We start from the raw sequence: 26,648 nt of genomic DNA, 5'->3' as shown, positions 1-26,648 counted from the left end.
TGCGGATGGGGTGGGATCACCCTCTGGTGCGGGCGCGCGAGCGCCGCCGTGCCGGAGGGATCGGGGGGACGTGAACCGCACGTCCGACGGTGTTGCGGATCTCGCCGATGCCCTCGACGCGCAGGACGACCTCGTCGCCCTCGACGAGCGGTGGCGGCGTGAGCGAGCCTGCCCGTCCCCAGAGCTCGGCGAGGCATCCGCCGTTCCCGGCCGTGCCCGAACCGAGCACGTCGCCGGCCACGACACGGGAGTCGCGGGACGCGTAGGCCACGAGGTCGCGGAACGGCCAGCCCATGTTCGAGAGCAGGTCGTGCCCGACGCGTTCGCCGTTGACGAAGGCCTCGATCACGATGGGCAGGAATCCATCGCCGTCGACCAGGCCTCCGAACTCGTCGGCGGTGACGATCCATGGCCCGAGCGTGGTGGCGAAGTCCTTGCCCTTCGCCGGACCGAGGCGCACCTGCATCTCGCGGGCCTGGATGTCGCGGGCCGACCAGTCGTTGAAGATCGTGTAGCCGAAGACGTGTGCGTCAGCCTCGGCGGGCGCGAGGTCCCGCCCGTCGGAACCCGCGACGCCGCCGATGACGACGCCGACCTCGAGCTCGAAGTCGAGCCGCTCGGTCGCGGGCGGCCGCACCACGGCGCCCGTCGCGATGATCGAGTGCGGGTTGGTGAAGTAGAACGTGGGCAGTTCGTACCACTCGCGGGCGACGTGGCTGACGCCGTCGACCGAGGCGGTGACGCCCTCGACGTGCTCCTCGAACGCCGCGAAGTCACGCACGCTGGCCGGCACGAGCGGGGCGAGCAGTTCGACCTCGGCGAGCGGCACGGGCCGAGCGGATGCCTCGGCGTCGCCCTCGAGCTCCGCGGCGAGCGCTGGCACCTCGACGAGTCCCGCGGCGAGCACGTCGGCGACGGTGAGCCCGCGCGGGAACGGCACGACGCCGTCGCCGATGACGAACCCCTCGCCGACCGCGCCGTGACGCGTCCACCTGGCGATCCTCACGCCGCACCCCCTTCGGGGATGCGCAGATGCGCCGCGCCGGCAGTCCGCTCCTGGGCGAGCGCCAGCCGCGACCCGAGCAGCTCGGCCGCGTTCCCCGAGAGGATGGCGCGCGCGTCCGCCTCGGGAAGCGCCGCCTCGAGCACCCGCTCGACGGGGTCGTCGACCCCCATGTCGAACGGATAGTCCGAGCCGAGCAGCACCCGGTCGGCGCCCGCGGCGTCCACGAGCGCGCGCAGCGCGCCCGACGTGTGCACCAGCGAGTCGAAGCGCAGGCGACGCAGGTACGACGACGGCAGCTCGCGGCATCCGTGGGCCTCTGGCCGCACCTGCCAGGCGTGGTCGGCGCGACCGAGGAACGTGGGCAGGTAGCCGCCGCCGTGCGCGGCGACGAGAGTCAGGCGCGGATGCCGGTCGAGCACGCCCGAGAAGATGAGGTGCGACAGCGCGACGGCGTTCTCGACGGGCTGGCCGACGGTGTTCGAGAGGTAGAAGCGGTCGAGCCGCTCGTCGAGGCTGCAGCCGAACGGGTGCAGGAGCACGACCGCGTCGAGCTCCTCGGCGCGCGTCCAGAACGGCTCGAGCCGCTCGTCGGAGAGCTCGACGTCGCCGGCGAACGACGAGAGCTCGACGCCCGCGAGGCCGTTCTCGACGACCGCGTCGTCGAGTGCGTCGACGGCGAGGTGCGGATGCTGCAGCGGCACGAGCCCGAGGCCGAGCAGCCGGTCGGGCGCGCCCGCGACGTGCGCGGCGATCGCCCGGTTCGCTGCGCGCGCGGCCCAGGCGGCGAGCTCCTCGCCCGCCCACGGGTAGTAGTGCGACGGCGACGGCGAGACGAGCTGCACGTCGACGCCCTGTCGGTCCATCTCGGCGAGCCGCGCGTCGAGCGAGGTGAGCAGGGGCATCCGCTCGCCGATCATGCGACCGGATGCGGCCATGCTCTCGGCGCCGTTGCGCCGGACGTCGAGGGCCTGCGCCGCGGCGAAGCCGTCGGGGTCGCGCGCGGCGACCGCGTCCTGCAGCTCCGTGAGCAGCAGGTGGGCGTGCACGTCAACGACCGGGGCGGCCGCGACATCCGTCGACCGAGCGCGCTGGGGCTGGTGTCCGCTCATGCCGGCTGACTCACGAGCGTGGCGATGCGCCGCATCATTCCGGGCACGTCGGCATCCTGCACGTGGTCGATCTGCCACTGGCCGAGCTGCACGGAAGCCTCGACGACCTCGGTCGCCCGCGGCAGGCGGCGCGCGTGGAACTCGTCCCACAGCGACTGGTCGACCTCGTCTCGTGCGAGCAGCAGCTCGGCGAGCACGAGCGCGTCCTCGGCGGCCTGGGCGGCGCCCTGCGCGATCGTGGGCGGGCAGCTGTGCGCCGCCTCGCCGATGATCACGACCCGGCCCCGGTTCCACGCGTCGGGCACGACGTGCTTCGTGAACCACGTGTAGTTGACGCGCGATGCGTCGTCGAGGGACTCGCGGATCTCATTCCAGGGTCCGCCGTACGCCCGCGACAGTTCCTTCATGACCTGCACGCCCTCCTCGGGCGAGAGCAGGTGCCGATCCTGGGCGGGCTCGACGAGGTAGGCGTACATCATGTCGTCGCTCGTCGGGCAGTACCCGGCGATGTAGACCGGTCCGCCGTAGTAGAGGTCGGTCTTCGTGACGTCCTTCGGTCGCGGCACGAAGGCGCGCCAGATGCCCATGCCGGTGCGCTCGGGCTCGGTCTCGATGCCGAGCTGGGCGCGGATGGCGGAGTGCAGGCCATCGGCGCCGACGAGCAGGTCGTAGCGGCCGGTCGACCCGTCGCTGAGCGTGACGTCGACGCCGTCGGCGTCCTGTGCGAAGCGCTCGACCGTGACGCCGTAGTGGATGCGGGCGCCGAGCTCCGTCGCGCGATCGGCGAGGATCTGCGCGAGCTCGGGACGGTACATGCCGGTCGTCGCCGGGTACCCGGGGCCCCCGGTCGGGGCATCGGGGACCTCGGCGATGACGTGGGCCTCAGGACCGGGCGCACGCAGGCCGACGGAGTCGAACGGGTACCCGGCCTCCCTGACCTGCTCCCACACGCCGAGCCGGTCGAACACGCGCAGCGCGTTGCCCTGGAGCGTGATGCCCGAGCCGAGCGCGCTGAGGTCGGGCTTGATCTCGAAGACGTCGACGTCGACGCCGCCCTCGGCGAGCAGGATGGCGGCGGCGGTGCCGGCCACCCCGGAGCCGACGACGGCCACTCGGGAGACTGCGGTCATGGGGATCCCTCCTTCGGGATGCGGTTCGGGTCTGGGGTCTCGGGTCTGGGTTCGGGTGTCGGGTCTGGGGTCTACTTCAGGGCGATCGGGTTCACCGGCGAGCCGACCGCGCCGGTGATCGGCAGCGGCGGCGCGACGAGGAGGAACTCGTAGACGCCGTCGTTCGCGCAGTCGTCGGCGAGCGCCTCGAGGTTCCACATCTCGCCGATGGTGAGTCCCATGTTGGGAATCACGATCTGGTGCAACGGCTGGAACGCGTCGTCGAACTCGTTGGGCCGAACCTCGAAGCCCCAGGTGTCGGTCGCGACGGCAGCGATCTCGGTGCGGTGCAGCCATCCGGCGGTGGTGAACGAGAGGCCCGCGCTCGGGCCGCCGGCGTAGCCGTTCCAGCCCTCGCGCAGCGCACGGGCGTAGCGGCCGGTGCGCACCAGCACGAGGTCGCCGCGCCCGACGGCGCTCGTCGCACCCTGGGCCTCGATGCAGGCCTCGAGCTCGGCGGTCGAGATGGCGTAGCCGTCGGGCAGCTCGCCCGCTGCGGCGTCATCCACTCCCTGAGCCTGTCGAAGGGCGCCCTCCGGATTGAGGAATCGGCCGAGATCGAGCAGCACGCCGCGCCCGACGATGACGGATGCCGCGTGCTCGATGCCGGTGATGAGGTCGCCCTCGCTCGTGACCACCTTCCCCGCGGGCCTGCCGTTCCAGGCGATGCCCCGGTCGAAGATGTGGCCGAGGCCGTCCCATTGGGTGGAGCACTGCAGCGGCATCGTGATCATGTCGTCGGCGCCGCTGATGCCGTGCGGAAAGTCCTGCACGCCCGCCGCGGTGTCCGTGCCCGTGCCGAGCATGGTGTGAATGGGGTTGGTGCGACGGCGCCAACCGAGCTGCGGACCGTCCATGTCGAACCGCTGCGAGAGCGAGAAGCTCATTCCGCGACGCACGAGGGTCGCCGCCCGGGCGCGCTCAGCCTCGCCGATGTAATTCAGCGTGCCGAGGCGATCGTCGTCGCCCCAGCGGCCCCAGTTGCGGAACGCCTCGGCGGCCTCGGCGATATGCCGCTCTGGGTCGGTGCGGTCGAGGGTGGCGGGGTCCTCGGTCGGGGTGGGGCGGGTCGAGGTCATGCTGCACTCCCCTGGCTCCTCGAGCTGGCGCTCCCTGAGCCTGTGGCAGGCATCCCGCTCGAGCTCGCTTCGACCGGCTCGGCGAGCGGACGTTCGGCGACGGCGCGCACCGTCTGCGCGCCGAGCCCCTCGATGGCGCCGACCATCACGTCGCCATCGCGGAGCATCCGGCCGTGCACGATGCCGTTGCCGGCGGGGCTGCCCGTGAGCAGCAGGTCTCCGGCCAGCAGCGGCATGTTCTGCGAGGCACCGCTGATGAGGGCAGGCAGGTCGAAGAGCAGGTCGGAAGTCGTGGCATCCTGCATCGTCTCGCCGTTGAGGGTGAGCTCGAGGTGCAGGTCACCGGGGTGCTCCACGAACGGCGACGGCACGAGGAACGGACCCGTCGGCAGGAAGCCGGGAGCGTTCTTGCCGCGATACCAGTCGGTGCCGATCTCCTTCATGTCCTCGCGGAAGACGAGATCGCGGGTCGTGATGTCGTTCACGATCGTGTAGCCGGCGACATGCTCCATCGCGTGCTCGCGGTCGACGCGGAACGCCTCGCGGCCGATGACGACCGCGAGTTCGAGCTCCCAGTCGTGCTGCTCGCTGTAGCCCGGCAGCACCAGGTCGAGGTCGTCGCCGACCACCGCGGTCGGGAGCCCGATGAAGAAGTACGGGGTGCCCTCGCGCGCTCGCCGGTCCATCATGTCGGCGGCCCACTCGCGCAGCTCCTCGATGGGCCGCGGGTCGTTCTTCGCGCGACTCGCGACGACGAGGTCGATGACGTGCGTGCGGTAGTTCGCGCCGGTCTGCAGCACCTGCCGCGGCGTGACCGGCGCGGTCAGGGTGACGTCGGCGAGCGGATGCCACGAGGCATCCGACTGTTCGGCCACGGCGCGCAGCCGATCCCATGAGGCCGGCGTCGCAGCGAGGAACGTGTTGAGGTCGGGCGCGCCGAGCTCGGCGGGCCCGATCTCGCGCACCCGGTCACCGGCGACGAGGCCGAGGAGCGGTTCGACGTCGGTCGCGCCGCCCGTCGTGCGGAAGCGCACGATGGCGAAGGGGGCGGTCAGGCCGTCGGACGAGGTCACGGGGTCGATCTCCAATCACGCGCGCTACGGTGCGCGGCGTGGCACCAGTCAACAGCGACCCCGGATATCAGTGAAGGCCGGATTGATGATGGACGGCATCAGTCTCGTGGATATGCCGATCCCATCGCGCGGGCGATCGGCAACCCGCCGCCGTGTCCGGTGAGCCCGCCGTCGACGGCGACCTCGGCACCCGTCACGAACGACGCATCGGGCGACAGCAGTTGCGTGATCACGGCCGCGACCTCTTCGGGGCGACCGGCGCGACCGAGCGGGGTGACCTCGAGATTCACCGCGCGAAACGACTCGGGGGCGCTCGCCGTCATCGGCGTCTCGATGAAGCCAGGACTCACGAGGTTGACCCGGATGCCGCGGGGTCCGAGTTCCATCGCGGCGGTCTTCGTGATGCCGCGCAGCGCCCACTTGCTCGCGCCGTACGCGATGCCGTAGTGCGCCATGGCGCCCGCGGCCGACCCGATGTTCACGATGGAGCTACCCGGGCCCATGAGCGGCGCGAGCGCCTGGATGCTGAGCGCGGGCCCGATCGCGTTCACCGCGAAGGCCTGCTCGAAGTCGTCCGCCGTGGCATCGTGGAGCCGCGCGCGCCTCGTGATGCCGGCGGCATTCACGAGCCCATCCAGCTTGCGGGATCCGGCTGCGCCGATCCGCTCGGCCAGCGCGGCCCACCCCTGCGGATCCGCGACGTCGAACTCGACCTGCTCGACGGCGTCCCCCGCCGGCGACGCATCGCCCCACGCGCGATCGGCGGCGACGAGCTGGGCGCCGGCCGCGGCGAGCGCCGCGACCGTCGCGGCACCGATCCCCGACGCGGCGCCGGTGACCACGTACGTAGCTTGCTCGAGCGAACCCATCGACGCCTCCTCATCGCGTACACGCTGCTCTCATCGTCACCGAGCCGTCACCCCGTGATGCGCGGTATCAGCAATCGCGATGCCGACTCCATCAGTCACCCTGATGCCGGGCATCAACAGATTCGGGTTCCCTGATACCCGGGCAGCGCGGACAGTGGAATCGTGCCGCCACGCGGCATCTGGAACCCCGCGGTCGTCATCACCGCACCCCGACTGAAGGATCGACGATGATCACACTCCTCTCCCACCTCTCGTACCTCGAGCTCGCGACGCCCGACGTCGAGGCATCCGTCCGCTTCTACGAGGAGCAGGTCGGACTTCGAGTGCAGTCGCGCGCCAACGGCAAGGTCTACCTGCGCTCGTGGGGCGACTACTACAACTACTCGCTCGTCATCGCCGAAGGCCCCGAGCCCGCCCTCAACGTCATGGCCTGGCGCACCACGAGCGCCGAGGCGCTCGACGAGGCGGCGAGGCGCATCGAAGGTGCGGGCGTCACCGGCGAGTGGATCGCCGAGGGCCACGGCCATGGCCGCGCGTACCGGTTCACCGGCCCGTACGGTCACACCATGGAGCTGTTCTGGGAGGTCGAGAAGTACCGCGCCGAAGGTGAGCTTGCGTCGGTGTTCCCCGACCGTCCCGAGAAGCGCACCAAGCACGCCGTCGGCCCGCGGCAGCTCGACCACGTCACGGTCGCGGCATCCGATGTGCGCGGCTTCGCGAAGTGGTACCGCGACGTGCTCGGCTTCCGCATCATGGCGTATACGGTGCTCGACGAGGCGCCCCTCACCGTGTTCTCGGTGCTCACCACGAACGAGAAGTCGCACGACCTCGGCGTCGTGCTCGACAGCTCGAGCCGCCCGGGCCGCGTCAACCACTACGCGTTCTGGCTCGACTCCCGCGAGGAGCTGCTGCAGGCCGCCGACGTGCTCATGGAGAACGGGACCCACATCGAGTACGGCCCGTCGATCCACGGCATCGGCGAGCAGAGCTTCCTGTACTTCCGCGAGCCGAGCGGCATGCGCGTCGAGGTGAACACCGGCGGCTACCGCAACTACGTGCCCGACTGGGAGCCGTACGACTGGAAGCCGTCGCAGGGCTCCAACAACCTCTACCGCAACGGCGCGATGCCGATGTCGATGACCGAGTCGTTCCCGCCCGACCCCGACAAGCCGACGGCGACCGAGGAGGGCATCGTGCCCGGCACCGAGGAGGCGCTGATCAACCCCTACGCGGTGCAGGGCCGCGGCTGATCCTCAGCCGAGGCAGCTGCCTCAGAGCGCGGCGAGCATCGTCTCGAGATGCATCCGGTCGGGGCTGAGCTCGCCGCGCTCGATGCGATGGGCGAGCTCGGTCACGACCCGGTTCACCGGGGTCGCGACGCCGACCTCCGCTCCGCGCGCGACGACGTGCCCGTTGAGGTCGTCGACCTCGCTGTGACGCCCCTTGCCCCAGTCCTGCAGCACGGTCGTCGTCGCGCCGGGCACGACGAAACCCGAGAAGAGCTTGTCGGTCATGATGTCGACGACCTCGTCGGGATCGGAGATCTCCTCGGGCGTGAGCCCGAAGATGGGGAGCACCGGATGTCCCAGCGCGACGCCGACGGCGAGCGCCTCCTTGCCCGCGGCGATCATCACGTCGCGGTAGCCCGGTGTGTGCAGCGCGTCGAGCATGGGCAGGCCGAGGATGGCGCTCGTGACGAGCAGCGTGCAGTTGCTCACGAGCTTCATCCACTTCGCCGCCTCGATGTCGTCGACGACTGCGACGGTGCCCGAGTGCCGGAGGAGCGACGCGACCTCGTCCTCGCGGCCCATCGGCCCGCCCGGCAGCGCGCCGACCGCGTACCACGACCGGGAGACGCCCGTGTGCCGGTGCACGACGCCGGGTTCCTCCATCGTGGCCGAGCACTCGATCACGGAGCCCATCGTGCGGTGCGCGCCGACGACCTCCTCCACGACGCGGGCGGTCATGCCGTTCTGCACGCCCGCCATGAGGCCGTCGGCCGCGAGGTAGGGCTCGATGAGCTGGGCGGCCCACCGGGAGTCGTAGGCCTTCATGAGCATGAGCACGACGTCGAACTCGTGCTTGAGCTCGGCGACCTCGCACAGGTGGAGCGTGCGGGGGCGCACGCGCAGTTCACCGTCGGGCGAGAGGATGCGGACGCCGTCTGCACGCATCTTCTCGACGTGCGCGGGCCACTGCTCGATGAGCACCACGTCGAGCCCCGCGGCGGTGAGATCGGCCCCAACGGATGCCCCGTTCGCCCCGGCTCCGAGCACTGCGATCCTCTGGTCGGCCATGCGCATCCCCTCTCCTCCCTCGGTGAGCACGAGAGTACAGCAAGGATGTACACATGGCGGCCCGAAGCCTGATATTTTGGGCGAAGCACCGTTTGCTGTAAATCATCACTGGACAGTCGCCCATGAAGGAAGCAGGAGCCATGATCCTCCACATCGCCACATTCCGCTGGAAGGACGACGTCACGGAGACGGACGTCACGGAGCTCACGGCGTCGCTCCTGCGCATGCGGACGGAGATCCCCGAGCTCCGCTCCTACGTCGTCGGGCCGAACCTGCACCTGCGCCCGGGCGGCGCCGACTATGGGGTCGCGGCCGTCCTCGACGACGCGGCCGCGCTCGACGCCTACCTCGACCACCCGGCCCACAAGGCGGTCTACGACCAGGCGCTCGGACGCATGATCGCCGAGCGCTCGGCCGTGCAGCTGCCCCTCTCGGAGGGATCGATCGCGTGAGCACCATGCGAGCTGCCGTGCTGCACGCGGTGGGCGATCTCCGCACCGACGAGAAGCCGGTGCCCGAACCCGGGCCTGGCGAGGTGCTCATCCGGATCGGCGTCTGCGGCGTCTGCGGCAGCGACGCCACCGAGTTCGGCCGAGGGCTGGTGCTCGCGCAGCCGCCGGTCACGCTCGGACACGAGTTCGCGGGCGTCGTCGAAGCCGTCGGCCCCGGCGTGAGCTCGCCGCTCGTCGGCGCGACCGTCGTGTGCGGGGCCGGCGTCTCGTGCGGCGAGTGCAAGCCGTGCCGACAGGGCCGCACGAACCTGTGCCGCAGCTACTCGACGATCGGGTTCCACCACGACGGCGGCTTGGCCGGATACGTGACCGCGCCGGCGAACATCGTGCTCGACGTGTCGGACGCAGGTCTGCCCATGGACACCCTCGGGCTCACCCAGCCGATGGCCATCGCGGTGCACGCCGTGCGGCGCAGCGGCCTGCGCGCCGGCCAGGACGCGGTCATCGTCGGCGTCGGCGGCATCGGGGCCTTCATCACGTTCGCGGCGGCGGCCACCGGGGCGCGCGTGCTCGTGGTCGATCGCGAGGAGGAGCGCCTCGAACTCGGGCAGCGACTCGGCGCGGCATCCACCCTGCTCGCCGGATCGACCCCGCTGCGCGAGAAGCTCGCCGAACTCGGCATGGACGCCGACGTCTTCTTCGAGGTCAGCGGCTCGGCACCCGGACTCGCCTCGGTGCTCGAGGCCGCGGAACAGGGCTCGACGATCGTGCCCGTGGGCATCCAGCGCGGCGAACCGGGGCTGCCGCTCGGCCGGTGGACGCTCAACGAGTACACGATCATCGGCACCGTCGCCCACGTGTTCAAGGACGACTTCCCCGAGGCCGTGCGCCTGCTCGGCACCCGGCCCGATTGGTCGGACCTCGCCCGTGAGGTGATCCCGCTCGACCGGGTCGCCGACGCGGCGTTGCAGCCGCTCATCGACGGCACGGCGCCGCAGATCAAGACGCTCGTCGACCCGTGGATCGACGAGCCGCGACCGGCAGCGCACGCCAGGTAGCGAGGCGGAGGCGCGCCGCAGCGCGCGGCCGCATCACGCGCGGAAGTCGTCCATCGCCCTCAGTGCGTCGAACGCCGAGGTGAGCGGCGGCGCGGCGCTCGACGCAGGCGTCGCGGCGGAGGCATCCGGCGTGCCCTGGTACGGCTGGCGCCGCCCGACGACGAACCACACGCCCTTCGCCGGCACGGCGCCGCGATTCGTGTACAGGTGCGGCCGCGTGGAGTCGAACTGCAGCGAGTCGCCTGGGTGCAGCACGTGCTCCTCGAACTCGAGCTGCAGCGTCAACTCCCCCTCGAGGAGGTACGCGTACTCGAAGCCCGCATGCCGCATGAGCTTGCCCTCGATCGAGCTCGAGGCGCCCGGCTCGTACGTCACGAGCACCCCGTCGGCCGGTCCGCCGGCGCCCACGGCGAGGCGCTCCCACCGCACGCCGTTCTCCATCTCGATCACCGGGTTGTCGGCGGCGCGCTGCACGTCCGGAAGTGGCGCGCCGCTGTGGCCGAACATGGGCTGCGGCGGCGGCGGCGCAGCGGGCGCGGCTGCCGGCGTCGAGATGCCGAGCAGTTCGTCGAGCGAGACGCCGAGATGGCTCGCCAGCGCGTACAGCGTCGACACCGACGGCTGCGTCTTGCCGATCTCGACCTGCGAGATGAGGCTGGCCGAGACGCCGAGCGCCTGCGCGACACTCCGCAGGCTCAGGCCCCGATTGGTCCTGGCCTGCCGCAGTCGTTCGCCAAGGCTTTCCGGCATGTCGCTCCCTCGTGAGTCCCCTCGCGCCTCACCGACGTCGCCGGCCCGGCCGTTGCTGCCGCAATTGTAGGGGCGAACAGGCGGCCGGGCCCGTCACCTCGACGCGACGTCACGCGGTCGAGTGTCGGCGACGTGGCATCCGCTCAGGTGATCGCCCACCCCCGGTCCACGTAGAGGTTCACCGCCGAGACGCCGCGGTTGCGGAGGAGGAACTGCGTGGCGTCGACGACGTCGGCCATGGTCGCGAGCTTGCCGCCCGGCGTGCGGCGCTCGTACTGCTCGAGCACGCCCTCGGGCTTGTTGGCCCAGAACGGGCTGTCGCCCACGATGCCGGGGTGCAGCGCGTTGACGCGGATGGGCGCCAGCTCGAGCGCGAGCGTGTTGAGCAGGCCGGCCACGCCGCCGTTGATCGTCGAAACCGTCGTCGAGCCGGGGTACGGCAGGTCCTTCGCGCGTCCGCCGAACAGCACGATGCCCGTGTCGACCGACGGATCGAGGCGGTCGAGGAGCGCGTGCACCACCTCGGTGTACCCGACGAGCTTGAGTGTGACGAGCCGGATGGCCCGGTCGACGTCGTACTCGCGCACGGTGTTCTGGTCGCGCTCGATCGCGCAGAGCACGAGTCCGTGCACCTGCCCGATGGAGGCGAGCTGGCCGGCGATGCTCTTGGGCTCCGAGATATCGAGGGCGACGCCGGATGCCCCCGGGCCGAGCGATGCCGCGATCTCGTCGGCGCGCGCCTGGTCGCGTCCGGTGATCACCACCCGGTCGCCGCGCGCGATGCAGTCCTTCGCCAGTTCCAACCCGATGCCCGAGGTTCCTCCGACGACGACGATCGTCCGTTCGCTCACTGTGACTCCTTCAGCCCGTTCATGATGTTCCGTTCGGCGCGGGGCAGCCGGCCGATGCCCCGGTCGACGCACCACCACCGCCACGCGGCGGGGGCCGGTGGAGGACGTCGAGCCAAGTGATACTGGACATCGATGTACAGTAGTGCTTAACCTGAGTCAACTGGACCGGTGCGGCAAAGTCAAGCCGACGAGCTGCGGCGGGCGGTGCATCCCACTCCCCCAGATCGATGCACCGCTCGCCGCCCCACCGGTCGCGCCGACCGGAACGACCGCGGCAGAATGCCCGCATGACGAGATTCGCGATCGACGCGCCCGCCGCGGTGCGACTGGCCCGCGACCACGTGGCCATCTCCGACGACCACTCGCTCGTGGGGCCGAGCATCCTGCGTTCGCACGCGATGTCCCTGCTGTACGGGGAGGTCCGGCACGGCGAGCTCGAGGAGGCGGAGGCGCTCCGGATCCTCGACGGCCTCACGACGATGCGGATCCGCCTGCTCGGCGATCGCGTCTCACGCGCCGTCGCGTGGAAGCTGGCGACGCAGCTCGGGTGGGACGACCCGGCCGCGGCGGAGTACCTCGCCGTCGCGAAGCTCCAGGCGGACACGTTCGTGACGCTCGACCCCGAGCTCGAGCGAGCCGCTCGCGGTCTCGACCTGCCGGTGTCGCCGATCGACGAGCTGGACCGCCGCTGATGTCAGACCTCGATGAGGTGCACGTGCCGTCGATCGGTGTCGGCGAGCGCCGAAATGAGCTTCGGATCGAACGTGGCGAGCGTCGCGCCGGCGACCTTCGCAAGTTGGACGAGGTGGAAATCGGTCACCTGCCGGGGCCCGATCAGTGCAGCCAGGTCGATCGAAGGGTCGAGAAGGCGTGCCTCATCGCGGATGAAGCGATGTCCGGGCCATTCGCACAGACGCCGCAAGAGCGCGATCGCCTCGTGTGGCGTGAAGTCCGAGCCGACGACGACCGGATTCGAGATGAGCCGCACGAATGCTGTTTCGGTGATCGGAACCGTCGCCCACTCGGACACCCCGGCGAACCACCGATGTGCGACTGCATGATGCTCGTGCTGGGGGCTGACAAGGGCAACGAGGACATTCACATCGAGAAGCTGGACGTTCGACCGCGCGCTCATGCGTCGTCGCGATACTCGGCGACGAGATCATCGGTGATGACATGGTCGGCGGGTCCGAGCGGCAGCAGCGGGAACCCGTCTGGCGCCGCGCCACCTGACTCGTTCCCGCCCGCGCCACCCGTCAGTCCTCGGAGCGCGAGTTCGGAGACGGCCGCTCCGAGCGAGATACGACGTTGCTCCGCCATCGCGCGCGCCGCGCGCAGCAACCGGTCGTCGAGTTCGAGGGTGGTGCGCATGAGACGATTCTCTCGCATCAGCGCATCACGGCATCAGCGCATCAGCGCGGCCGCAGGGCCAAGATCTCGGCGGCTCTCGGAGATCAGGAACGGTGGAGGTCGCGATATCCGCTGATTCGAATCGGCCTCATTCGAGGCGGATTCGACACGAGGAATCGAGCGACACCCCCACCGCCACTGCGCGCCCCGCTCGCCCCGCGCGCCGCCACCGCAGCACCGGTCAGCCCTGCGTGAAGAACTCCACCGCCGCCTGCCGGAACACCTTCGACCCCGGTGCATTGAAGTGGTGGCGATCGGGCAGCTCGACGAACGAGCCGTTCGGCGTGGCATCCGCCAATGCCCGCGACTGCGGCAGGATCGCGTCGTCGCTGCCGGTGGCGAAGAGGATGGGCTGCACAGGCGGATGCGTCGGATCGGGGTCCGCATCGCCGAGACGCATGCCCTCGGCGAGCGCGACGAGCGCGAGCAGGTCGTTGCCGGGCACGCGGCTCGCGAGCGTCACGTAGTTCTGGGTCACCTGGTCGTCGACCGGGGTGCCGTGCTCGGCGAACGCCCGGGCCTGTTCGATCTGCAGCCGCGCGAGCGGCCGCCCGTCGGGGATGCCGCCGAGCACCGCCCGGTCGACGCGGTCGGACGCCTGCACCGCGACCTGCCAACCGACGCGCGCGCCGAGCGAGTAGCCGGCGTAGTGCACGGTGTCGATGAGGTAGGTGTCGAGCACGGTGCAGAGATCGCCGACGAGGGCGTCCATGCCGTACTCGGATGCCTCGTACGGCTTGTCGCTCGCACCGTGTCCGAGCTGATCGACGCCGAGCACCCGGAACCCCGCGCGCGTGAGGTCGCGCACCCAACCCGTGTTCACCCAGTTGTCGCGGCAGCTCGACGCGAACCCGTGCACGCACAGCACCGTCGGGGCATCCTCCTCGCCCCAGACGTACGTGGCGATGCGGCGGCCCTCGGCCGACATCACGTAGACGGGTGACGGCATCTCGGTCAGGGCTGGCATCGCGGCATCCATGAGCGCCATTCTGCCGCAGGGCTCAGGCCTCGTACTCCTCGGGTTCGCCGATGGGTGCGAGTTGCTGCCGATGCTGCCGGGCGTACTCGCGCAGCATGGCGTCGGTGCCGTCGCCGCCGCGCGGGATGAACCGTCCGCGCAGCACGTCCGCGAAGTCGTCGATCGCCTCCTCGAGCATCTGGCCGCTGTTGCGCACCGTACGATCGCCCGACCTGCGGGCGAGCCTCGCGAGGTGCAGGCCGTACGGCAGCTGGGCCGCGAGCGAGGCCTCCGGGACGTCCTCGGTGAAGTAGTGCGACTCGGCGTTCTGCCAGAGGTCGACCCGCACCTGCGCGAGGTCGGCGGTGATCGAGTCGAGCAGTCCGCTGGAGGTGGCGGCCTCCATGTTGAGCAGGTGCCCGGCGGTGTCCGCCCGCCGGATCAACGCGATGCGGAGCGCGAGCGCGCGGCGCCGGCCGAGACCGGGATAGAGCTCGAGGAACCAGGCCACGGCCGCCGTCAGCAGGGCGAACCCGATCAGCCCCTGCAGCGGGGCGAAGAGCCGAAGCCACGGGTCGGTGGGATACGTGTCGCCGAGCCCGAGGGTCGACATGCTCACCGCCGAGAAGTAGAAGGCCTCCAGGACGGCGGGATACTCCTCGGGGAGGATCCCGGTGTTGAACGCGAATCCGTCGGGCACGTGCGGGAGGTACACCAGCATCCATCCGGTGACCTGCAGGGCCGCCCACGTCGTGACCACCGCGACCGCGGCGATCGGGCCGGCGAGGGTTCGCCCGCGCCGGCCGAGGCTCGACGAGAGCTGCCACGTCGCACCGGCGACGGAGTGCGTGAGGCGCCCGCGACCCGTCGGGTGCAGCACGGTGTGGAAGACCTCGTTGAGCCCGAGCGCGATGAGTGCGACGCCCACGATCGTCGAGATCCAACTCACGGCATGCACCCCACGCGTCTGGTTCGGGGGTCAGCCCTGGAAGTCCTCGGGGTCGACGTTCTCCAGGAACTTCTTGAACTCGTCGAGCGCCTCCTCCTCTTCGGCGTGCGGCTCGACCATCTCGGCGGGGATGCCGGCCTCGTCGAGCACGTCGTCGGCGACGAACAACGGCGCCTCGGTGCGCACGGCGAGCGCGACCGAGTCGGAGGGCCGTGCGTCGAGCACCAGGGGACCCGCCGGTGTGACGAGCGCGATCTCCCCGTAGAAGGTGCCCTCCTCGATGCGCGTCACCTCGATCTGCTCGACCGTCGCACCCACGCTGTCGAGCAGCGTCTTCATGAGGTCATGGGTCAACGGCCGCGGCGCATGGTCGCCCTGGATGGCGATGAGGATCGAGGTCGCCTCCTGGCTGCCGATCCAGATCGGCAGCACGCGTCCCTCACTCGGCGCCTCGCCGAGCGGCTTCAGCAGGATGATGTGCTGCCCCGAGGCATCCAGCGCAACACCGAGAACGCGGACCTGAACCATGCTGACTCCCGTCGGACGATCGGGTGAGACACAGCCATCGTATGTCGAGCATCCGATCGCGGCAGTCGGTTGACGAAGAGGCGGGGCCCCCTAGTCGGAGTCCGCCGCGAGCCGTCGCAGCAGCCGGGCGAGCGTCGCCTGCTCCTCGTGCGTGAGCCCGCGCAGCGCCTCGGCCTCGCGCTCGGCGAGCCGCCGCATGGCGTCGTCGACGTGAGTCGCCCCGTCGGCGGTGAGGCGCACGAGCACGCTGCGGCCGTCGCGCGGGTTCGGGCGCCGCTCGACGAGCCCTCGGCGAGAGAGGTTGTCGAGACGGTTCGTCATCGCCCCGCTGCCGATCATGGTGGCCTCGATCAACTGGGCCGGGCTGAGCTCGTGGGGTTCCTCCTCGCGGCGGAGCGCGGCGAGCACGTCGAACTCCCAGGCCGCGAGCCCGGCGCCGCCGAAGGCGCTCGCGCGCAGGCGGCCGAGGCGGTTCGACACGCGCCGGAGCCGCGACATCACGTCGAGGGGCGTCAGGTCGACGTCGGGCAGTCGACGAGACCACGCGTCGATGAGCAGGTCGACCTCGTCATCGCGCTCGCTCACGCGCGCTCGCTCACGTTGGGAGGCATATCTCGACGGTACCCGGCGACGGGCCCGAATGACGACGGCGGCGGATGCCCCGTGGCATCCGTCGCCGTCGCGGTGTGCGTCGCTCAGACCGCGGCGGCCTCGGTGGCGGCCGTGCTGGTGCTGAGGATCGGCCGGAAGAAGGCTCCGAGCTCCTCGGTCGCGGTCAGCGGCAGGACGTTCGCGACGTAGCCGTCGGGACGCACCACGACGATCACGCCGGCGCGGTCGATGCCGCGCTCGTCGAAGATGTCCGTTCCCCGTGCCGGGTCGGCCCCGAAGACCTTCTCGTAGTCGGTGAGCTGGAACGGACCGACGAGCGGCTTGAAGATCTCGGGCACCCGGCCGAGGTCGACCTCGGAGTGGTTCTGCTGGTAGATCACCTTCACGTCGAACCACGCGTCGCGATCGAGGCCCTCGGGGGTGGCGGTCACCGGCGAGGCGGACGCGGTCGCGAGCCACTCGGCCAGGTCGGTGGTGGCGGATGCCTCACCCGGGCGAGCCGGGTCGGCGAACACGTAGATCCGCCAGCGCCCATCGGCCGTGGCATGGTGGCCGAGGTGGATCGGGTTCGCATCGCCGACGCGCACGACCTCGGCGGACTTGAAGCGCTTGCCGATCGGGAATCCGCTCGCGAGCTCCTGGTGGTCGGCCTCGCCCACGATCAGCGACGGCGCGTATTGGGTCATGAAGCCGGCCGGGAACTCCGCGGTGTTCACGTAGAAGTCCTCGAGCTCCGAGGGGTTCGCGAACTCCTCGGGCTTCTTGGCCATGAGCGTCGACCACTCCTTGTCGAAGTCGATGAGGTTCTTCGCGACGACCTGGCGCTCGGCGGAATAGGTGGCGAGCAGCGACTCGGGGCTGCGGCCCTCGAGCACGTGGCCGAGCTTCCAGCCGAGGTTCCAGCCGTCCTGCATCGACACGTTCATGCCCTGTCCGGCCTTCGCGCTGTGCGTGTGGCAGGCGTCCCCCGCGATGAAGACCCGCGGCGTGCGGCTGCCGACCTGGTCGCCGGTGAGGTCGTCGAACCGGTCGGTGAGGCGGTGCCCGACCTCGTAGACGCTGTGCCAGGCGACGTTCTTCACCTCGAGCGTGTACGGATGGATGATCGCGTTCGCCCGGCGGATGATCTCCTCGATCGGGGTCTCGCGGATCCGGCCGTTGTCGTCTTCGGGAACGACGCCGAGGTCGACGTACATGCGGAAGAGGTAGCCGCCCTCGCGCGGGATCAGCAGGATGTTACCCGCCTCCGACTGGATCGAGCACTTGGTGCGGATGTCGGGGAAGTCGGTGACCGCGAGCACGTCCATGACGCCCCACGCGTGGTTCGCCTTGTCGCCCGCCATGTGGCATCCGATCGAGTCGCGCACCTTGCTGCGCGCGCCGTCGGCACCCATCACGTACTTCGCGCGAACGGTGCGCTCCTGGCCCTCGTGCACGCCCGCGGTGCCCACCAGCTTGACCGTGACGGGGTACTCGCCCTCGTCGGCGATCTCGAGGCCGACGAACTCGTAGCCGTAGTCGGGCGTCATGCGGGTGGGCGACTCGGCCGCGACCTCGGCGAAGTAGTCGAGCACGCGCGCCTGGTTCACGATCAGGTGCGGGAACTCGCTCACGCCGGTCGGGTCGTCCTGCGTCACGGCGGCGCGCACGATCTTCGACGGGTCGGCGGGGTCGGGCTTCCAGAACGCCATCTCGGTGATGCGGTACGCCTCGGCGATGATGCGCTCGGCGAACCCGAAGGCCTGGAACGTCTCGACGCTGCGCGCCTGGATCCCGTCGGCCTGGCCGATGACCAGCCGGCCCGGGCGACGCTCGACGATGCGGGTCGTGATGTTCGGGAACTGCGACAGCTGCGCCGCGGCGATCATGCCGGCGGGGCCCGTGCCGACGATCAGCACGTCGACCTCGTCGGGAAGCTCTTCGGGACGGTTGAGCCCGACGCCGGCCGCGGGCTTGAGCCGCGGCTCCTCGGAAACGTAGCCGTGGTGGTGGAACTGCACGGGGACTCCTCACTTCACTGTGTATTGGGGCGCTGTGCTGTTCTATTATCGAACTCGGAATTCACATATCGCGCACTTGATAGTAGGCGGATGCCGCGCGCCCGGCAAGTCGGGGGTGGGGCGCCGCGCCCGTGGCAGCACGCTCGTGCACCTTCCCACCCGAGAAGTCGCGGATGCAGGGTCGCACCCTGCATTCGCGACGGTTCAACCCCAGGGGCAGCCCCGCCACGCTCGACGTCAGTCCCCCAGAACACCCGAGAAGTCGCGGATGCAGGGTCGCACCCTGCGTCCGCGACCGTTCGACCGAGCGGCGGCCTGCCCACGCGCGGACGTCAGTACCCCACAACACCCGAGAAGTCGCGGATGCAGGGTCGCACCCTGCATCCGCGACCGTTCGACCCCAGGAGCGGCCCGGCCCTCGGGGGGCGATGCGAGCCCGCGCCCCTGCGTCGGTGGCCACTGGCAGACTCGGATCATGACGACGATCGGCCAACCCGGCGGCACACCCGAGCGCCCGGCCATCTTCTTCTCGGGCCCCGCCGAGTTCCGAGCGTGGCTCGAGGCCAACCACGCCACCGAGACCGAGCTGTGGATGGGCCTGTACAAGAAGCACGTGCCCGACCGAGCGCTGACCTGGGAACAGGCCGTGCCAGAGGCGCTCTGCTTCGGGTGGATCGACTCGGTGTCGCAGCGCATCGACGACGATGCCCGCCGCCAGCGCTGGAGTCCGCGCAAGCCCTCGAGCATCTGGTCGAGCGTGAACATCGCCCTCGTCGAACGGCTCACCGCCGAAGGGCGCATGCATCCGGCCGGCATCGCCGCGTTCGAGCGCCGACGCGACGACCGCTCGAGCGTGTACTCGCACGAGAACCCCGACAGCGAGTTGCCGCCCGAGCCGCTGGCGCGGCTGGCAGCGGATGCCGCGGCATCCGCGTTCTTGGAGGCTGCGACCCCCACCTACCGCCGCCAGGTCAGCCACTGGGTGGTCTCCGCGAAGCAGGAGGCGACCCGCGAGCGTCGGCTCGCGCAGCTCATCGACGACAGCGCGGCGGGGCGGGTCGTGCCGTTCCAGCGTTACGGCGAGACGCCGAAGTGGGTGGAACGGGCCGCCGAGGCGGCGCGGGCGGCGGGCCGGCGGCAGCGGCCATGAGCGGCATCCGTCGCCCGCCCTTCGATCACAGCAGCACTGCGGCGGGAGGGTACAGGGCGCCGTTGAAGGTGACCCGCAGGCAATAGACGGACCGGCCGGCGGTGATGAAAAGCAGATTGCGCTTCGGCCCGCCGAACGCGAGGTTCGCCACGGGCTCCGGCAGGAGCAGCTTGCCGATGAGGTCGCCGTCGGGCGCGAAGCAGTGCACTCCGTCCCACGCCGCAGCCCAGATCCGGCCCTCGGTATCGACCCGCAGCCCGTCGAACCGGCCGTGGTCGCAGGTGGCGTGGATCGCGCCACCTTCGAGCGTCCCATCCGCCAACACGTCGAATGCCCGGATGTGGCTCGGCTCCTGGCGCGTGTCGGCGATGTACAGCCGCTGCTCGTCGGGCGAGAAGGCCAGTCCGTTCGGGCGGACGAAGTCGTCGGCGACGACGGTCAGCTCACCCGTCGAGGGGTCGAGCCGGAAGACGTACTGGCCGTCCTGCTCCTGTTCGGCGGCGTTGCCCTCGTAATCGCCCGCGATCCCGTAGGGAGGATCGGTGAACCAGATCGTCCCGTCGTGACGCACGACGACGTCGTTGGGACTGTTGAGCCGCCGGCCGTCGAAGCTGTCGGCGAGCACGGTGATGGATCCGTCGTGCTCGGTGCGGGTGACGCGGCGGTTGCCCTGCTCGCACGTGATGAGACGGCCCTGGCGGTCGATTGTGTTGCCGTTGGCGTAGCCGGAGTCTTCGCGGAACACGCCGACCGCGCCGGTCGTCTCATCCCAGCGCAGCAGCCGTGAGTTCGGGATGTCGCTCCAGACGAGGTAGCGCCCCGCGGGGAACCATACCGGGCCTTCGCTCTTGCGTGCTCCGGTATGGATGCGTTCGACGACGAAATCGCCGTCGAGCCCGGTGAATCGATCATCCAGGTGCAGAAACTGCGCCTCGATGGTGGGCACGTCATGGTGGGTCGGCGTGTGGATCGGCATGCGGACCTGTCCAATCTCGGGTGGTCCGGCCGAACCACCCGTGGGTTTCGTCGTGGGGTGCGAACCGACGGCTCGCACCGCCTCACTTTCCCCACCCGGATCGGGTGTTGCTTCGGCACGATGAGGATACCGCGAGAGCCGGGATGGTCCTGCCGTCAGGCGCGCGCGGCCCGCGCGATCAGGTCGGCCGCCCGCTCGCCGATGACGACCGCCGGCGCGTGGGTGTGCCCCCGGATGATCGTGGGCATCACCGAGGCATCCGCGATCCGCAGCCCGTCGACCCCGCGTACGCGCAGCTCCTCGTCGACGACCGATCCGGCGTCACGGCCCATGCGCGCGGTGCCGACCGGGTGGTACAGGGTGTGCGAGTACTCGTCGAGGGCGAGCGCGTCGCGTTCGGCACGCGACATCCGGTCGGCGTTCTCGGGTCGGATGAACCGACGGCTCGAGACCCGCCCCATCGCCTCGCTTGCGACGAGGTCTTCGCAGACGCCCAGGCCGAAGAGCAGCGCCGCACGGTCCTTGCCGTCTGGGTCGGAGAGGTAGCGCGGGTCGATGCGCGGCGTGTCGAACGGGTCCGCGCTGGCGAGCGTCACCGTGCCATTGCTCTCGGGGCGCAGGAGGATCGCGCCGATCGTCAGGCCGTGGGCCGTGTGCGAGGTGAGTCCCTGGTCGATGAAGGCGACCGGTGCGAAGATCAGCTCGACATCGGGGAGGTCGAGCGCGGGGTCGCTCTTCACGAATCCGTACCCCTCGGCGACGTTCGAGGTGAGCATCCCCTTCTTCGTGACGAGGTACCTCGTCAGTTCGCCGACCCGCTCGGCGGCGAACAGCGTGTCGTCGTGGGCCTCGACGATGAGGCCGACCACGAGGTGGTCCTTGAGGTTCCTGCCGACCTCCGGCGACTCGGCGACGACGGGGATGCCGTGGGCCCGCAACTCCTCGGGGTCGCCGATGCCCGAGAGCATGAGCAGCTGCGGCGTGTTGACGGTGCCGCCCGAGAGGATCACCTCGCGGTCGGCGCGCACGGTCGCCGTGACGCCGTCGCGCACGATCTCGACGCCCACCGCGCGGGTGCCCTCGAACAGCACGCGGGTGACGTGCGACCTGGTCTGCACGGTGAGGTTGCGGCGGCGGCGCGCGGGCTTGAGGTATCCGTCGGCCGCGCTGAAGCGCACGCCCCGGCGCTGGTTGACCATCGTCCGGGCGACCCCGTCGTGCTCCGGCCCGTTGGCCACCATCTCCGGCAGCCCGATCTCGCGGGCGGCCTCGAGGAAGGCGGCGGTCGACGCCCGCGGCGAGCGCTGCGCCTCGATGTGCATCGCACCCGAACCGCCGGTCTGGTCACCGGATGCCCCCTGCACGCGCTCGACCTTGCGGAAGTACGGCAGCAGCGACTGCCACGACCAGGACTCGCCGACGATCTCGGCCCACTCGTCGTAGTCCTCGGGGAGCCCGCGGATCCACATCATCGCGTTGATCGACGACGAGCCGCCGAGCACCTTGCCGCGCGGCCAGTAGATGCTCCGGTTGTTCAGTTGGGGCTGCGGCTCGGTGTCGTAGCTCCAGTCGAGTTGCGAGCGGAAGAGCTTCGAGAAGGCGGCGGGGATGCGGATCTCGAGTCGGTCGTCGCTCGGTCCCGCCTCGAGCAGCAGCACGCGGTGGGCGGGGTTCTCCGAGAGTCGACTCGCCACGGCGCATCCGGCCGACCCGGCTCCGACCACGATGAAGTCGTAGCTACGGGCATCTTCCATCGCGGGCTCTCTTCGTCGGGGGCCGGGACGGTTCAATCTACCCGGATCAGGGCGACTCGATCGCATCGTCGGGGCGGACGCGCTCGAAGAGGTGCTCGTATCGCAGCACGAGGCCCTCGTCGTCGACGTCGAGGTCGGCTTCGAACCCGGATGCCACGCCGAGATCGACGTAGCGCACCCGCCGCGGTCCCAACCGCTCGTATCGTTGCCGTGATCGCTCCACCGTCATGGCCGCGGCGTCGATGTAGCACGTGTCGAGCGTGAGGGAATCGCCGGGCGTCGTCGGTGCGCGCCGGATGGGGAACGTGTTGCAGAAGGGCGTGACCGAGAGGTCGGGCTCCTCGGCGCCGTCGAGGTCGGGGCGGGGCTCGCCGTCGACGAGCCAGCGGTCGCGCCATCCGTCGCCGGAACGGTCGCCCGACCCGTCGCCGGAGCGTTCGACGACGAGCCGGCGGTGGCCGTCGGCGCCCCACCGTTCGACCTCGAGCGACCGGGCTCGCCAGTCGGGCGAGAGCCGCCACCGATGGTCGAGCCGGAACCCGCCGTCGTCGAGGCAGACGATCGTCGACTCGGCGACGATGCCGTCGGGCGAGACCGTCAGAACCAGGCGTTCCAGGCCGGGCACATCGGTGCGGCGCCAGAACAGGATCACAACGCGGCCAGGAATCCGTTCGCGACTTTCGCCACCTTGTCGACGTAGTCGTTGTCGTGGTTGTACGAGAAGACCGCCGCGCGCCAGCCGTCGACGCTGGTCATCGGCCCCGACTCGCACAGGTAGCGCGCCGTGGCCAGGGCGGCGTCGTCGATCTGGTTCGGGTCCATGACGTCGTCGCCGTTGCCGTCGCTCGCCCACTTGTCCCAGGTCGAGGGGATGAACTGCATCGGCCCCACCGCGCGGTCCCACGTGGTGTCGCCGTCGAACAAGCCATCGTCGGTGTCCCGGATGGTGGCCACGCCGTTGCCGTCGAGTGCTCGGCCGATGATGGCCGGCGAGGAGTAGCCGTTCGCGTCGAGCACCGATTCGCCATGGCTGCCGTGATCCGACTCGATCGAGCCGATCGCCGCGATGGTGGTCCAGTCGAGGCCGCACTCGGGCTGCTCGCCGACGATCGACACGTGTGCGAGCGCGTAGGCGGACAGTGCGCGCTCGGGGATGCCCGTCGCGCCGGAGGTCCGCGAGATCCACTCCGGTTCGATCTGCGGCGTCACGATCTCCGTCGAGTTCGAGATGGCCGCGTCTGCCTGGCCGGCAGCGTCCCCGGTCGTCGGCGTCTGACCCGCGGCGGGTTCGGCGTCCTCGGGCGGCAGCACCACCGGCGGTAGGGCCACACGCTGTCCCTTCGCGGGCGGCGCCTCGAATCCGGCGGGGTTGGTCGACACGCCCACGAGGTTGACTACCACGACGGCGCCGATCGACAGCGCCACCACACCGGTCACGAGGCCGGCGTACCCCAGCGCCCGACGTGCGAGCTGCCCAGCTGCCGCGCGGCCGGTGGCCCGAGCCGGGCGCCGCTCACCGTACTCGTCGGGGGTGAAGTCATCGTCCCAGGACATCGGTGAGCAACTCCGTTCGGGCGTGTTCGGTTCAGGTGCCCGCGGGGTTCGACGTCGCCGTTCCGGGCGTGGGATGACTCGCCGAACCCGTCCCTTCAGGGTACGCGCCGCACGCCGAATCGGCACCGGGGATTCGGGACGACCGGCAGTTCCTCAGTCCGGCCGTCGATCTGCGGTCGCGGTGTTCGACGCTGGAGTGAAGGAATCGACCTGAGGAGGGACACATCATGGGAACGGTCATCTTCGACATCAGCATGTCGCTCGACGGGTTCATCGCTGCCGACGGCATGACCGTCGACGACGGCATGGGCGTGGGCGGTGAGGTGCTGCACGACTGGGCGTTCGCGGGCGACGATCGCGACCGGGCGCTGCTGGAACGAGCCGGCGCGAGCCTCGGTGCGGTCATCGCGGGACGCCGCACGTATGACAACTCGATCCGGTGGTGGGGGGCGGATGGGCCGACCGGCCCGGCCCGGACCCCGCTCTTCGTCGTCAGCCACGACCGCCCCGACGACGTCCCCGCGGACGGCGTCTACACGTTCGTGGGCGACATCCGCACCGCGCTCGATCGGGCACGCTCGGTCGCCGGCGACGGCGACATCGGCATCATGGGTGGCGCCGACCTGGCGAGGCAGTACCTTCGGGCGGGACTCGTGGATGAGCTCTCGATCCACCTCGTGCCGGTGCTCTTCGGCAGCGGCACGCCGCTGTTCGGTCCGGGCGATTCGCTCGACGCGCACGTCAGGCTCGAGCGCACCGAGCTGGTGGCGACGGATGCCGCGACCCCCCTGCGGTTCCGCGTCGTGACGTGACGTTACAGCGCGCGTCGGGCGGCCTCAGATGAGCGACGCCGCCAGGCGCAGCCATGGATCGCCGTCGCTCGTCCATCGAGCGACGATCCGTCGGGCGCGCGACGACTCGAGGCCCTCGAGCCGATGGATCAATGGACGCAGCACGTCGACGGCGAGCGGCGTGACGAGTTCGGGCACCCGCGCATCGCGCAGGAACTGCTCGATGCGGGTGAGATCCGACGCGAGCAGGTCGCTCACGTGGCCCTGCAACAGGACGATCGCGGCGAGCCGGCGCTCGTAGATCGGCGCCGACCACAGCTCCGACGCGAGCGAGGTGAGCTCATCGTGCGTCATGCCGCGATGCCGCCGGAGCGCATCGCGCACCGTGCCCCGCACCGCTCCCACGGAGGCCCCGTAGAAGCGGAGCCCGCCGCCGACGCGCTCGGAGTCGGCCCACGCGCGCTCCTCGGCGGCCTCGACCCGGAGGGTCCGGTCGATGAAGTCGGCGGCGGAGGTCACCGTTCGATTCTGCGGCACCGGCTGCCGCCCGATGGCGGTCTCGGTCGGGCCTCGAGCCGGTGCAGGAGCCGTTGCACCGAGCGCCTCGAGTACCCGCTCAGCGTCGCCGCGGTCCCGCGGCCTCGGCGGCACCGGCACCAGCGCCGGCCGCTTCCGGCGGCGTGAGCGTGTGCGACGTCGACGCCGCCGCCGCCGCGTACTCGAACTCGCCGGGCTTGCGTGTCACGTGCCGCGCGACGAGCAGGGCGACCGCGATCCCCACGGCGCACCAGATCGCCATCGAGATGGACGACCACGAGAAGGCGTCGGCGAGCGCCGCGGCATCCGATTCGCCCGACGCGACCCGGCGGGTGCTCACCCCGCCGTACACCGAGGCGACGATCGCGGTCATCACGGCGGCTCCGACGTACCGGGCCATGTTCGAGATGCCCGAGGCCGCACCGACCTCGGCCGGATCGACGCAGGCCGTCGAGATCGACGAGCACGGGCCGTTCTGCAGGCTCATGCCGACCGCGACGCCGACGAGCGGCAGCACGAACATGACGTACGCCCACGACTCCTGCACGAACGCGAGCCCGACGAACGACGCGGTCATGATGGCGAAGCCGACCGCGATGGTGGTGCGCGCACCGATCCTGCCCACGATCGGGGTGATCAGCGGTGAGAGCACGACGGCCGCGGCGGCGACCGGCAGGGTCGCCAGACCGGCCTGGAACGCGTCCATGCCGAGCGTCGCGGGGTTCTGGAAGTACAGGCTGACGACGTACATGATCGCGTTGATGGTGCCCGAGCCCAGCAGGATCGAGATGGTGGCGCCGACGAGGATCGAGTTGCGCAGCAGGGCCAGGTCGAGCAGCGGCGCCTTCACGCGCCGTTCGACCAAGAAGAACCCGACGGTCGCGAGCACCGTGACGGCGAGGCATCCGATGGTCTGGAACGACAGCCAGCCCCACGCGCTGCCGTTCGTCAGCGCGAAGATGAGCGGCGCGAGGATGGCGGCGATGAGCACGGTGCCCGTCCAGTCGATCGACCGCGACCGGTTCGGGTCGCTCGACTCCTGCACCGCGAGCAGGGTCACCGGGATGCACGCCACCGCGATTGCCGCGTCGATCCAGAACAGTCCCTGCCAGCCGAGCGTCGAGGCGAGCAGGCCGCCGACCAGCGGCCCGGCTGCGGCTCCGACGGCGGACGCCGCACCCCAGAGGGTCACCGCGCGCAGCTGCGCCTTGCCGGTGTTCGACGCCGAAAGCAGGCTCATGCCGCACGCGAGGATCGTCGCGCCGGCCGCGCCCTGGATGCACCGGCCGGCGATGACGCCGAGGCCCTCCTGCGAGAGCGCGATGAGCACGCACGAGGCGATGAACAGGAACAGGCCGCCGAGGAAGATCCGGCGCCGGCCGAACACGTCGCCGAGCGCCCCCGAGGTCACGATGACGGCCGCGCCGACGAGTGAGTAGCCCGTGACCGCCCATTGCAGCGTGTCGGTCGGGGTGCCCGTGTCCTCGGAGATCGCCGGGATCAGGATCGAGACCGCCGACGTGTTGGCATTGACGACCAGGGCCGAGACCGAGGTCGCGATGAGTGCGCCGCGCGCGAAGCGCGTGGCCGTGCGCGTGTTCGTGTTCGTGTCCCCCATGGGCACGTTCCTACCATCGGCCGCGCTCCGCGGCCAAGGCCTTTCGCCCCTGCTCGTGCCGAGGTCGCCGCTCCCGAGCCGGTCGCGCCGGCGGCTGC

Annotated in this window: 28 protein-coding genes; 6 read left to right on the top strand and 22 right to left on the bottom strand. The window is 70.7% G+C overall.

From position 1 onward, the window contains the following. Positions 1-16 precede the first annotated feature (16 nt). From ACVFI9_RS03860 to ACVFI9_RS03835, 6 genes are all read right to left on the bottom strand, one after another. Positions 17-1,006, bottom strand: coding sequence for a fumarylacetoacetate hydrolase family protein (locus tag ACVFI9_RS03860; RefSeq protein ID WP_474764723.1), 990 nt, complete (start codon positions 1,004-1,006; stop codon positions 17-19). Then, complete coding sequence (locus tag ACVFI9_RS03855) at positions 1,003-2,115, bottom strand: amidohydrolase family protein (RefSeq protein WP_474764722.1); 1,113 nt, start codon at positions 2,113-2,115, stop codon at positions 1,003-1,005. The genes ACVFI9_RS03860 and ACVFI9_RS03855 overlap by 4 nt, the downstream gene beginning before the upstream one ends. Then, positions 2,112-3,245 (bottom strand): FAD-dependent monooxygenase, encoded by a 1,134-nt coding sequence (locus ACVFI9_RS03850; RefSeq protein ID WP_474764721.1) that lies wholly within the window; start codon positions 3,243-3,245, stop codon positions 2,112-2,114. The genes ACVFI9_RS03855 and ACVFI9_RS03850 overlap by 4 nt, the downstream gene beginning before the upstream one ends. Positions 3,246-3,316: 71 nt before the next feature. Then, positions 3,317-4,363, bottom strand: coding sequence for a cyclase family protein (locus tag ACVFI9_RS03845; protein WP_474764720.1), 1,047 nt, complete (start codon positions 4,361-4,363; stop codon positions 3,317-3,319). Next, entirely contained in the window at positions 4,360-5,436 is a 1,077-nt protein-coding gene (locus ACVFI9_RS03840) for a fumarylacetoacetate hydrolase family protein (RefSeq protein WP_474764719.1), read from the bottom strand. Before ACVFI9_RS03840 ends, ACVFI9_RS03845 begins: the two co-directional genes overlap by 4 nt. A 98-nt stretch (positions 5,437-5,534) precedes the next feature. Continuing rightward, positions 5,535-6,305: an SDR family oxidoreductase gene (locus ACVFI9_RS03835; protein WP_474764718.1), complete on the bottom strand. Its 771-nt coding sequence runs from the start codon at positions 6,303-6,305 to the stop codon at positions 5,535-5,537. 227 nt (positions 6,306-6,532) lie between these two features. On the opposite strand from ACVFI9_RS03835, the gene ACVFI9_RS03830 reads away from it, so the two are divergent. Beyond that, complete coding sequence (locus ACVFI9_RS03830; protein WP_474764717.1) at positions 6,533-7,555, top strand: VOC family protein; 1,023 nt, start codon at positions 6,533-6,535, stop codon at positions 7,553-7,555. A 21-nt stretch (positions 7,556-7,576) separates the two neighbouring features. On the opposite strand, the gene ACVFI9_RS03825 is transcribed toward ACVFI9_RS03830, so the two are convergent. After that, complete coding sequence (locus ACVFI9_RS03825) at positions 7,577-8,602, bottom strand: ketopantoate reductase family protein (protein ID WP_474764716.1); 1,026 nt, start codon at positions 8,600-8,602, stop codon at positions 7,577-7,579. Positions 8,603-8,742: 140 nt separating this feature from the next. Between ACVFI9_RS03825 and ACVFI9_RS03820 the strand changes: the two genes are divergently transcribed. Beyond that, entirely contained in the window at positions 8,743-9,054 is a 312-nt protein-coding gene (locus tag ACVFI9_RS03820; RefSeq protein WP_474764715.1) for a Dabb family protein, read from the top strand. 5 nt (positions 9,055-9,059) lie between these two features. After that, positions 9,060-10,112 (top strand): zinc-dependent alcohol dehydrogenase, encoded by a 1,053-nt coding sequence (locus ACVFI9_RS03815; protein ID WP_474766367.1) that lies wholly within the window; start codon positions 9,060-9,062, stop codon positions 10,110-10,112. Between the two features lie 33 nt (positions 10,113-10,145). Here the strand turns inward: ACVFI9_RS03815 and ACVFI9_RS03810 are convergent, their stop codons facing one another. After that, entirely contained in the window at positions 10,146-10,862 is a 717-nt protein-coding gene (locus ACVFI9_RS03810) for a helix-turn-helix domain-containing protein (RefSeq protein WP_474764714.1), read from the bottom strand. 143 nt (positions 10,863-11,005) lie between these two features. Further along, positions 11,006-11,713 (bottom strand): SDR family NAD(P)-dependent oxidoreductase, encoded by a 708-nt coding sequence (locus tag ACVFI9_RS03805; RefSeq protein ID WP_474764713.1) that lies wholly within the window; start codon positions 11,711-11,713, stop codon positions 11,006-11,008. Positions 11,714-12,000: 287 nt separating this feature from the next. On the opposite strand from ACVFI9_RS03805, the gene ACVFI9_RS03800 reads away from it, so the two are divergent. Next, positions 12,001-12,405 (top strand): type II toxin-antitoxin system VapC family toxin, encoded by a 405-nt coding sequence (locus ACVFI9_RS03800; protein WP_474764712.1) that lies wholly within the window; start codon positions 12,001-12,003, stop codon positions 12,403-12,405. 2 nt (positions 12,406-12,407) lie between these two features. Here ACVFI9_RS03800 and ACVFI9_RS03795 read toward each other — a convergent pair whose 3' ends face one another. From ACVFI9_RS03795 to ACVFI9_RS03765, 7 genes are all read right to left on the bottom strand, one after another. After that, positions 12,408-12,848: a TA system VapC family ribonuclease toxin gene (locus ACVFI9_RS03795; RefSeq protein WP_474764711.1), complete on the bottom strand. Its 441-nt coding sequence runs from the start codon at positions 12,846-12,848 to the stop codon at positions 12,408-12,410. Further along, on the bottom strand, positions 12,845-13,084 hold the full coding sequence (locus tag ACVFI9_RS03790; protein WP_474764710.1) for a hypothetical protein: 240 nt from the start codon (positions 13,082-13,084) through the stop codon (positions 12,845-12,847). The genes ACVFI9_RS03795 and ACVFI9_RS03790 overlap by 4 nt, the downstream gene beginning before the upstream one ends. 220 nt (positions 13,085-13,304) lie before the next feature. Continuing rightward, positions 13,305-14,102, bottom strand: coding sequence for an alpha/beta fold hydrolase (locus ACVFI9_RS03785; protein ID WP_474764709.1), 798 nt, complete (start codon positions 14,100-14,102; stop codon positions 13,305-13,307). A 22-nt stretch (positions 14,103-14,124) separates the two neighbouring features. Next, entirely contained in the window at positions 14,125-15,039 is a 915-nt protein-coding gene (locus tag ACVFI9_RS03780; RefSeq protein ID WP_474764708.1) for a potassium channel family protein, read from the bottom strand. Between the two features lie 21 nt (positions 15,040-15,060). Beyond that, on the bottom strand, positions 15,061-15,558 hold the full coding sequence (locus ACVFI9_RS03775; protein ID WP_474764707.1) for a bifunctional nuclease family protein: 498 nt from the start codon (positions 15,556-15,558) through the stop codon (positions 15,061-15,063). Between the two features lie 90 nt (positions 15,559-15,648). Continuing rightward, entirely contained in the window at positions 15,649-16,143 is a 495-nt protein-coding gene (locus ACVFI9_RS03770; protein WP_474764706.1) for a MarR family winged helix-turn-helix transcriptional regulator, read from the bottom strand. Between the two features lie 110 nt (positions 16,144-16,253). Continuing rightward, on the bottom strand, positions 16,254-18,170 hold the full coding sequence (locus tag ACVFI9_RS03765) for an FAD-binding monooxygenase (protein ID WP_474764705.1): 1,917 nt from the start codon (positions 18,168-18,170) through the stop codon (positions 16,254-16,256). 475 nt (positions 18,171-18,645) lie between these two features. Here ACVFI9_RS03765 and ACVFI9_RS03760 point away from each other — a divergent pair, with 475 nt between their 5' ends. Beyond that, positions 18,646-19,320 (top strand): YdeI/OmpD-associated family protein, encoded by a 675-nt coding sequence (locus tag ACVFI9_RS03760; protein ID WP_474764704.1) that lies wholly within the window; start codon positions 18,646-18,648, stop codon positions 19,318-19,320. Positions 19,321-19,345: 25 nt separating this feature from the next. Here ACVFI9_RS03760 and ACVFI9_RS03755 read toward each other — a convergent pair whose 3' ends face one another. From ACVFI9_RS03755 to ACVFI9_RS03740, 4 genes are all read right to left on the bottom strand, one after another. Then, complete coding sequence (locus tag ACVFI9_RS03755) at positions 19,346-20,266, bottom strand: SMP-30/gluconolactonase/LRE family protein (protein ID WP_474764703.1); 921 nt, start codon at positions 20,264-20,266, stop codon at positions 19,346-19,348. 185 nt (positions 20,267-20,451) lie between these two features. Beyond that, a complete protein-coding gene (locus tag ACVFI9_RS03750) occupies positions 20,452-22,050 on the bottom strand; it encodes a GMC family oxidoreductase (RefSeq protein WP_474764702.1) in 1,599 nt (532 codons plus the stop codon). Positions 22,051-22,096: 46 nt separating this feature from the next. Then, positions 22,097-22,702, bottom strand: coding sequence for a putative glycolipid-binding domain-containing protein (locus tag ACVFI9_RS03745; protein ID WP_474764701.1), 606 nt, complete (start codon positions 22,700-22,702; stop codon positions 22,097-22,099). Continuing rightward, on the bottom strand, positions 22,699-23,604 hold the full coding sequence (locus tag ACVFI9_RS03740) for a lytic transglycosylase domain-containing protein (RefSeq protein ID WP_474764700.1): 906 nt from the start codon (positions 23,602-23,604) through the stop codon (positions 22,699-22,701). Before ACVFI9_RS03740 ends, ACVFI9_RS03745 begins: the two co-directional genes overlap by 4 nt. 227 nt (positions 23,605-23,831) lie before the next feature. Between ACVFI9_RS03740 and ACVFI9_RS03735 the strand changes: the two genes are divergently transcribed. Continuing rightward, positions 23,832-24,416: a dihydrofolate reductase family protein gene (locus ACVFI9_RS03735; RefSeq protein WP_474764699.1), complete on the top strand. Its 585-nt coding sequence runs from the start codon at positions 23,832-23,834 to the stop codon at positions 24,414-24,416. Positions 24,417-24,440: 24 nt separating this feature from the next. Here the strand turns inward: ACVFI9_RS03735 and ACVFI9_RS03730 are convergent, their stop codons facing one another. Beyond that, the gene (locus tag ACVFI9_RS03730; protein ID WP_474764698.1) at positions 24,441-24,914 is read right to left on the bottom strand and encodes a DNA alkylation repair protein; all 474 of its coding nucleotides are present in this window, start codon (positions 24,912-24,914) and stop codon (positions 24,441-24,443) included. 97 nt (positions 24,915-25,011) lie between these two features. Continuing rightward, the gene (locus ACVFI9_RS03725) at positions 25,012-26,550 is read right to left on the bottom strand and encodes an MFS transporter (protein WP_474764697.1); all 1,539 of its coding nucleotides are present in this window, start codon (positions 26,548-26,550) and stop codon (positions 25,012-25,014) included. Between the last annotated feature and the right edge of the window lie 98 nt (positions 26,551-26,648).

The sequence above is a fragment of the Agromyces sp. NSFZ genome, from assembly GCF_056156205.1.
The sequence above is the reverse complement of the archived record's forward strand: the minus strand, read 5'-3'. Positions and strand labels throughout refer to the sequence as shown.

What these genes read in the sequence shown, in the direction of transcription:
- ACVFI9_RS03855 (WP_474764722.1), bottom strand. Translation starts at nt 2,115, where the DNA reads ATGAGCGGACACCAGCCCCAGCGCGCTCGGTCGACGGATGTCGCGGCC.
- ACVFI9_RS03850 (WP_474764721.1), bottom strand. Translation starts at nt 3,245, where the DNA reads ATGACCGCAGTCTCCCGAGTGGCCGTCGTCGGCTCCGGGGTGGCCGGC.
- ACVFI9_RS03845 (WP_474764720.1), bottom strand. Translation starts at nt 4,363, where the DNA reads ATGACCTCGACCCGCCCCACCCCGACCGAGGACCCCGCCACCCTCGAC.
- ACVFI9_RS03835 (WP_474764718.1), bottom strand. Translation starts at nt 6,305, where the DNA reads ATGGGTTCGCTCGAGCAAGCTACGTACGTGGTCACCGGCGCCGCGTCG.
- ACVFI9_RS03830 (WP_474764717.1), top strand. Translation starts at nt 6,533, where the DNA reads ATGATCACACTCCTCTCCCACCTCTCGTACCTCGAGCTCGCGACGCCC.
- ACVFI9_RS03825 (WP_474764716.1), bottom strand. Translation starts at nt 8,602, where the DNA reads ATGGCCGACCAGAGGATCGCAGTGCTCGGAGCCGGGGCGAACGGGGCA.
- ACVFI9_RS03820 (WP_474764715.1), top strand. Translation starts at nt 8,743, where the DNA reads ATGATCCTCCACATCGCCACATTCCGCTGGAAGGACGACGTCACGGAG.
- ACVFI9_RS03815 (WP_474766367.1), top strand. Translation starts at nt 9,060, where the DNA reads ATGCGAGCTGCCGTGCTGCACGCGGTGGGCGATCTCCGCACCGACGAG.
- ACVFI9_RS03810 (WP_474764714.1), bottom strand. Translation starts at nt 10,862, where the DNA reads ATGCCGGAAAGCCTTGGCGAACGACTGCGGCAGGCCAGGACCAATCGG.
- ACVFI9_RS03800 (WP_474764712.1), top strand. Translation starts at nt 12,001, where the DNA reads ATGACGAGATTCGCGATCGACGCGCCCGCCGCGGTGCGACTGGCCCGC.
- ACVFI9_RS03795 (WP_474764711.1), bottom strand. Translation starts at nt 12,848, where the DNA reads ATGAGCGCGCGGTCGAACGTCCAGCTTCTCGATGTGAATGTCCTCGTT.
- ACVFI9_RS03790 (WP_474764710.1), bottom strand. Translation starts at nt 13,084, where the DNA reads ATGCGCACCACCCTCGAACTCGACGACCGGTTGCTGCGCGCGGCGCGC.
- ACVFI9_RS03785 (WP_474764709.1), bottom strand. Translation starts at nt 14,102, where the DNA reads ATGGATGCCGCGATGCCAGCCCTGACCGAGATGCCGTCACCCGTCTAC.
- ACVFI9_RS03775 (WP_474764707.1), bottom strand. Translation starts at nt 15,558, where the DNA reads ATGGTTCAGGTCCGCGTTCTCGGTGTTGCGCTGGATGCCTCGGGGCAG.
- ACVFI9_RS03760 (WP_474764704.1), top strand. Translation starts at nt 18,646, where the DNA reads ATGACGACGATCGGCCAACCCGGCGGCACACCCGAGCGCCCGGCCATC.
- ACVFI9_RS03750 (WP_474764702.1), bottom strand. Translation starts at nt 22,050, where the DNA reads ATGGAAGATGCCCGTAGCTACGACTTCATCGTGGTCGGAGCCGGGTCG.
- ACVFI9_RS03740 (WP_474764700.1), bottom strand. Translation starts at nt 23,604, where the DNA reads ATGTCCTGGGACGATGACTTCACCCCCGACGAGTACGGTGAGCGGCGC.
- ACVFI9_RS03735 (WP_474764699.1), top strand. Translation starts at nt 23,832, where the DNA reads ATGGGAACGGTCATCTTCGACATCAGCATGTCGCTCGACGGGTTCATC.
- ACVFI9_RS03725 (WP_474764697.1), bottom strand. Translation starts at nt 26,550, where the DNA reads ATGGGGGACACGAACACGAACACGCGCACGGCCACGCGCTTCGCGCGC.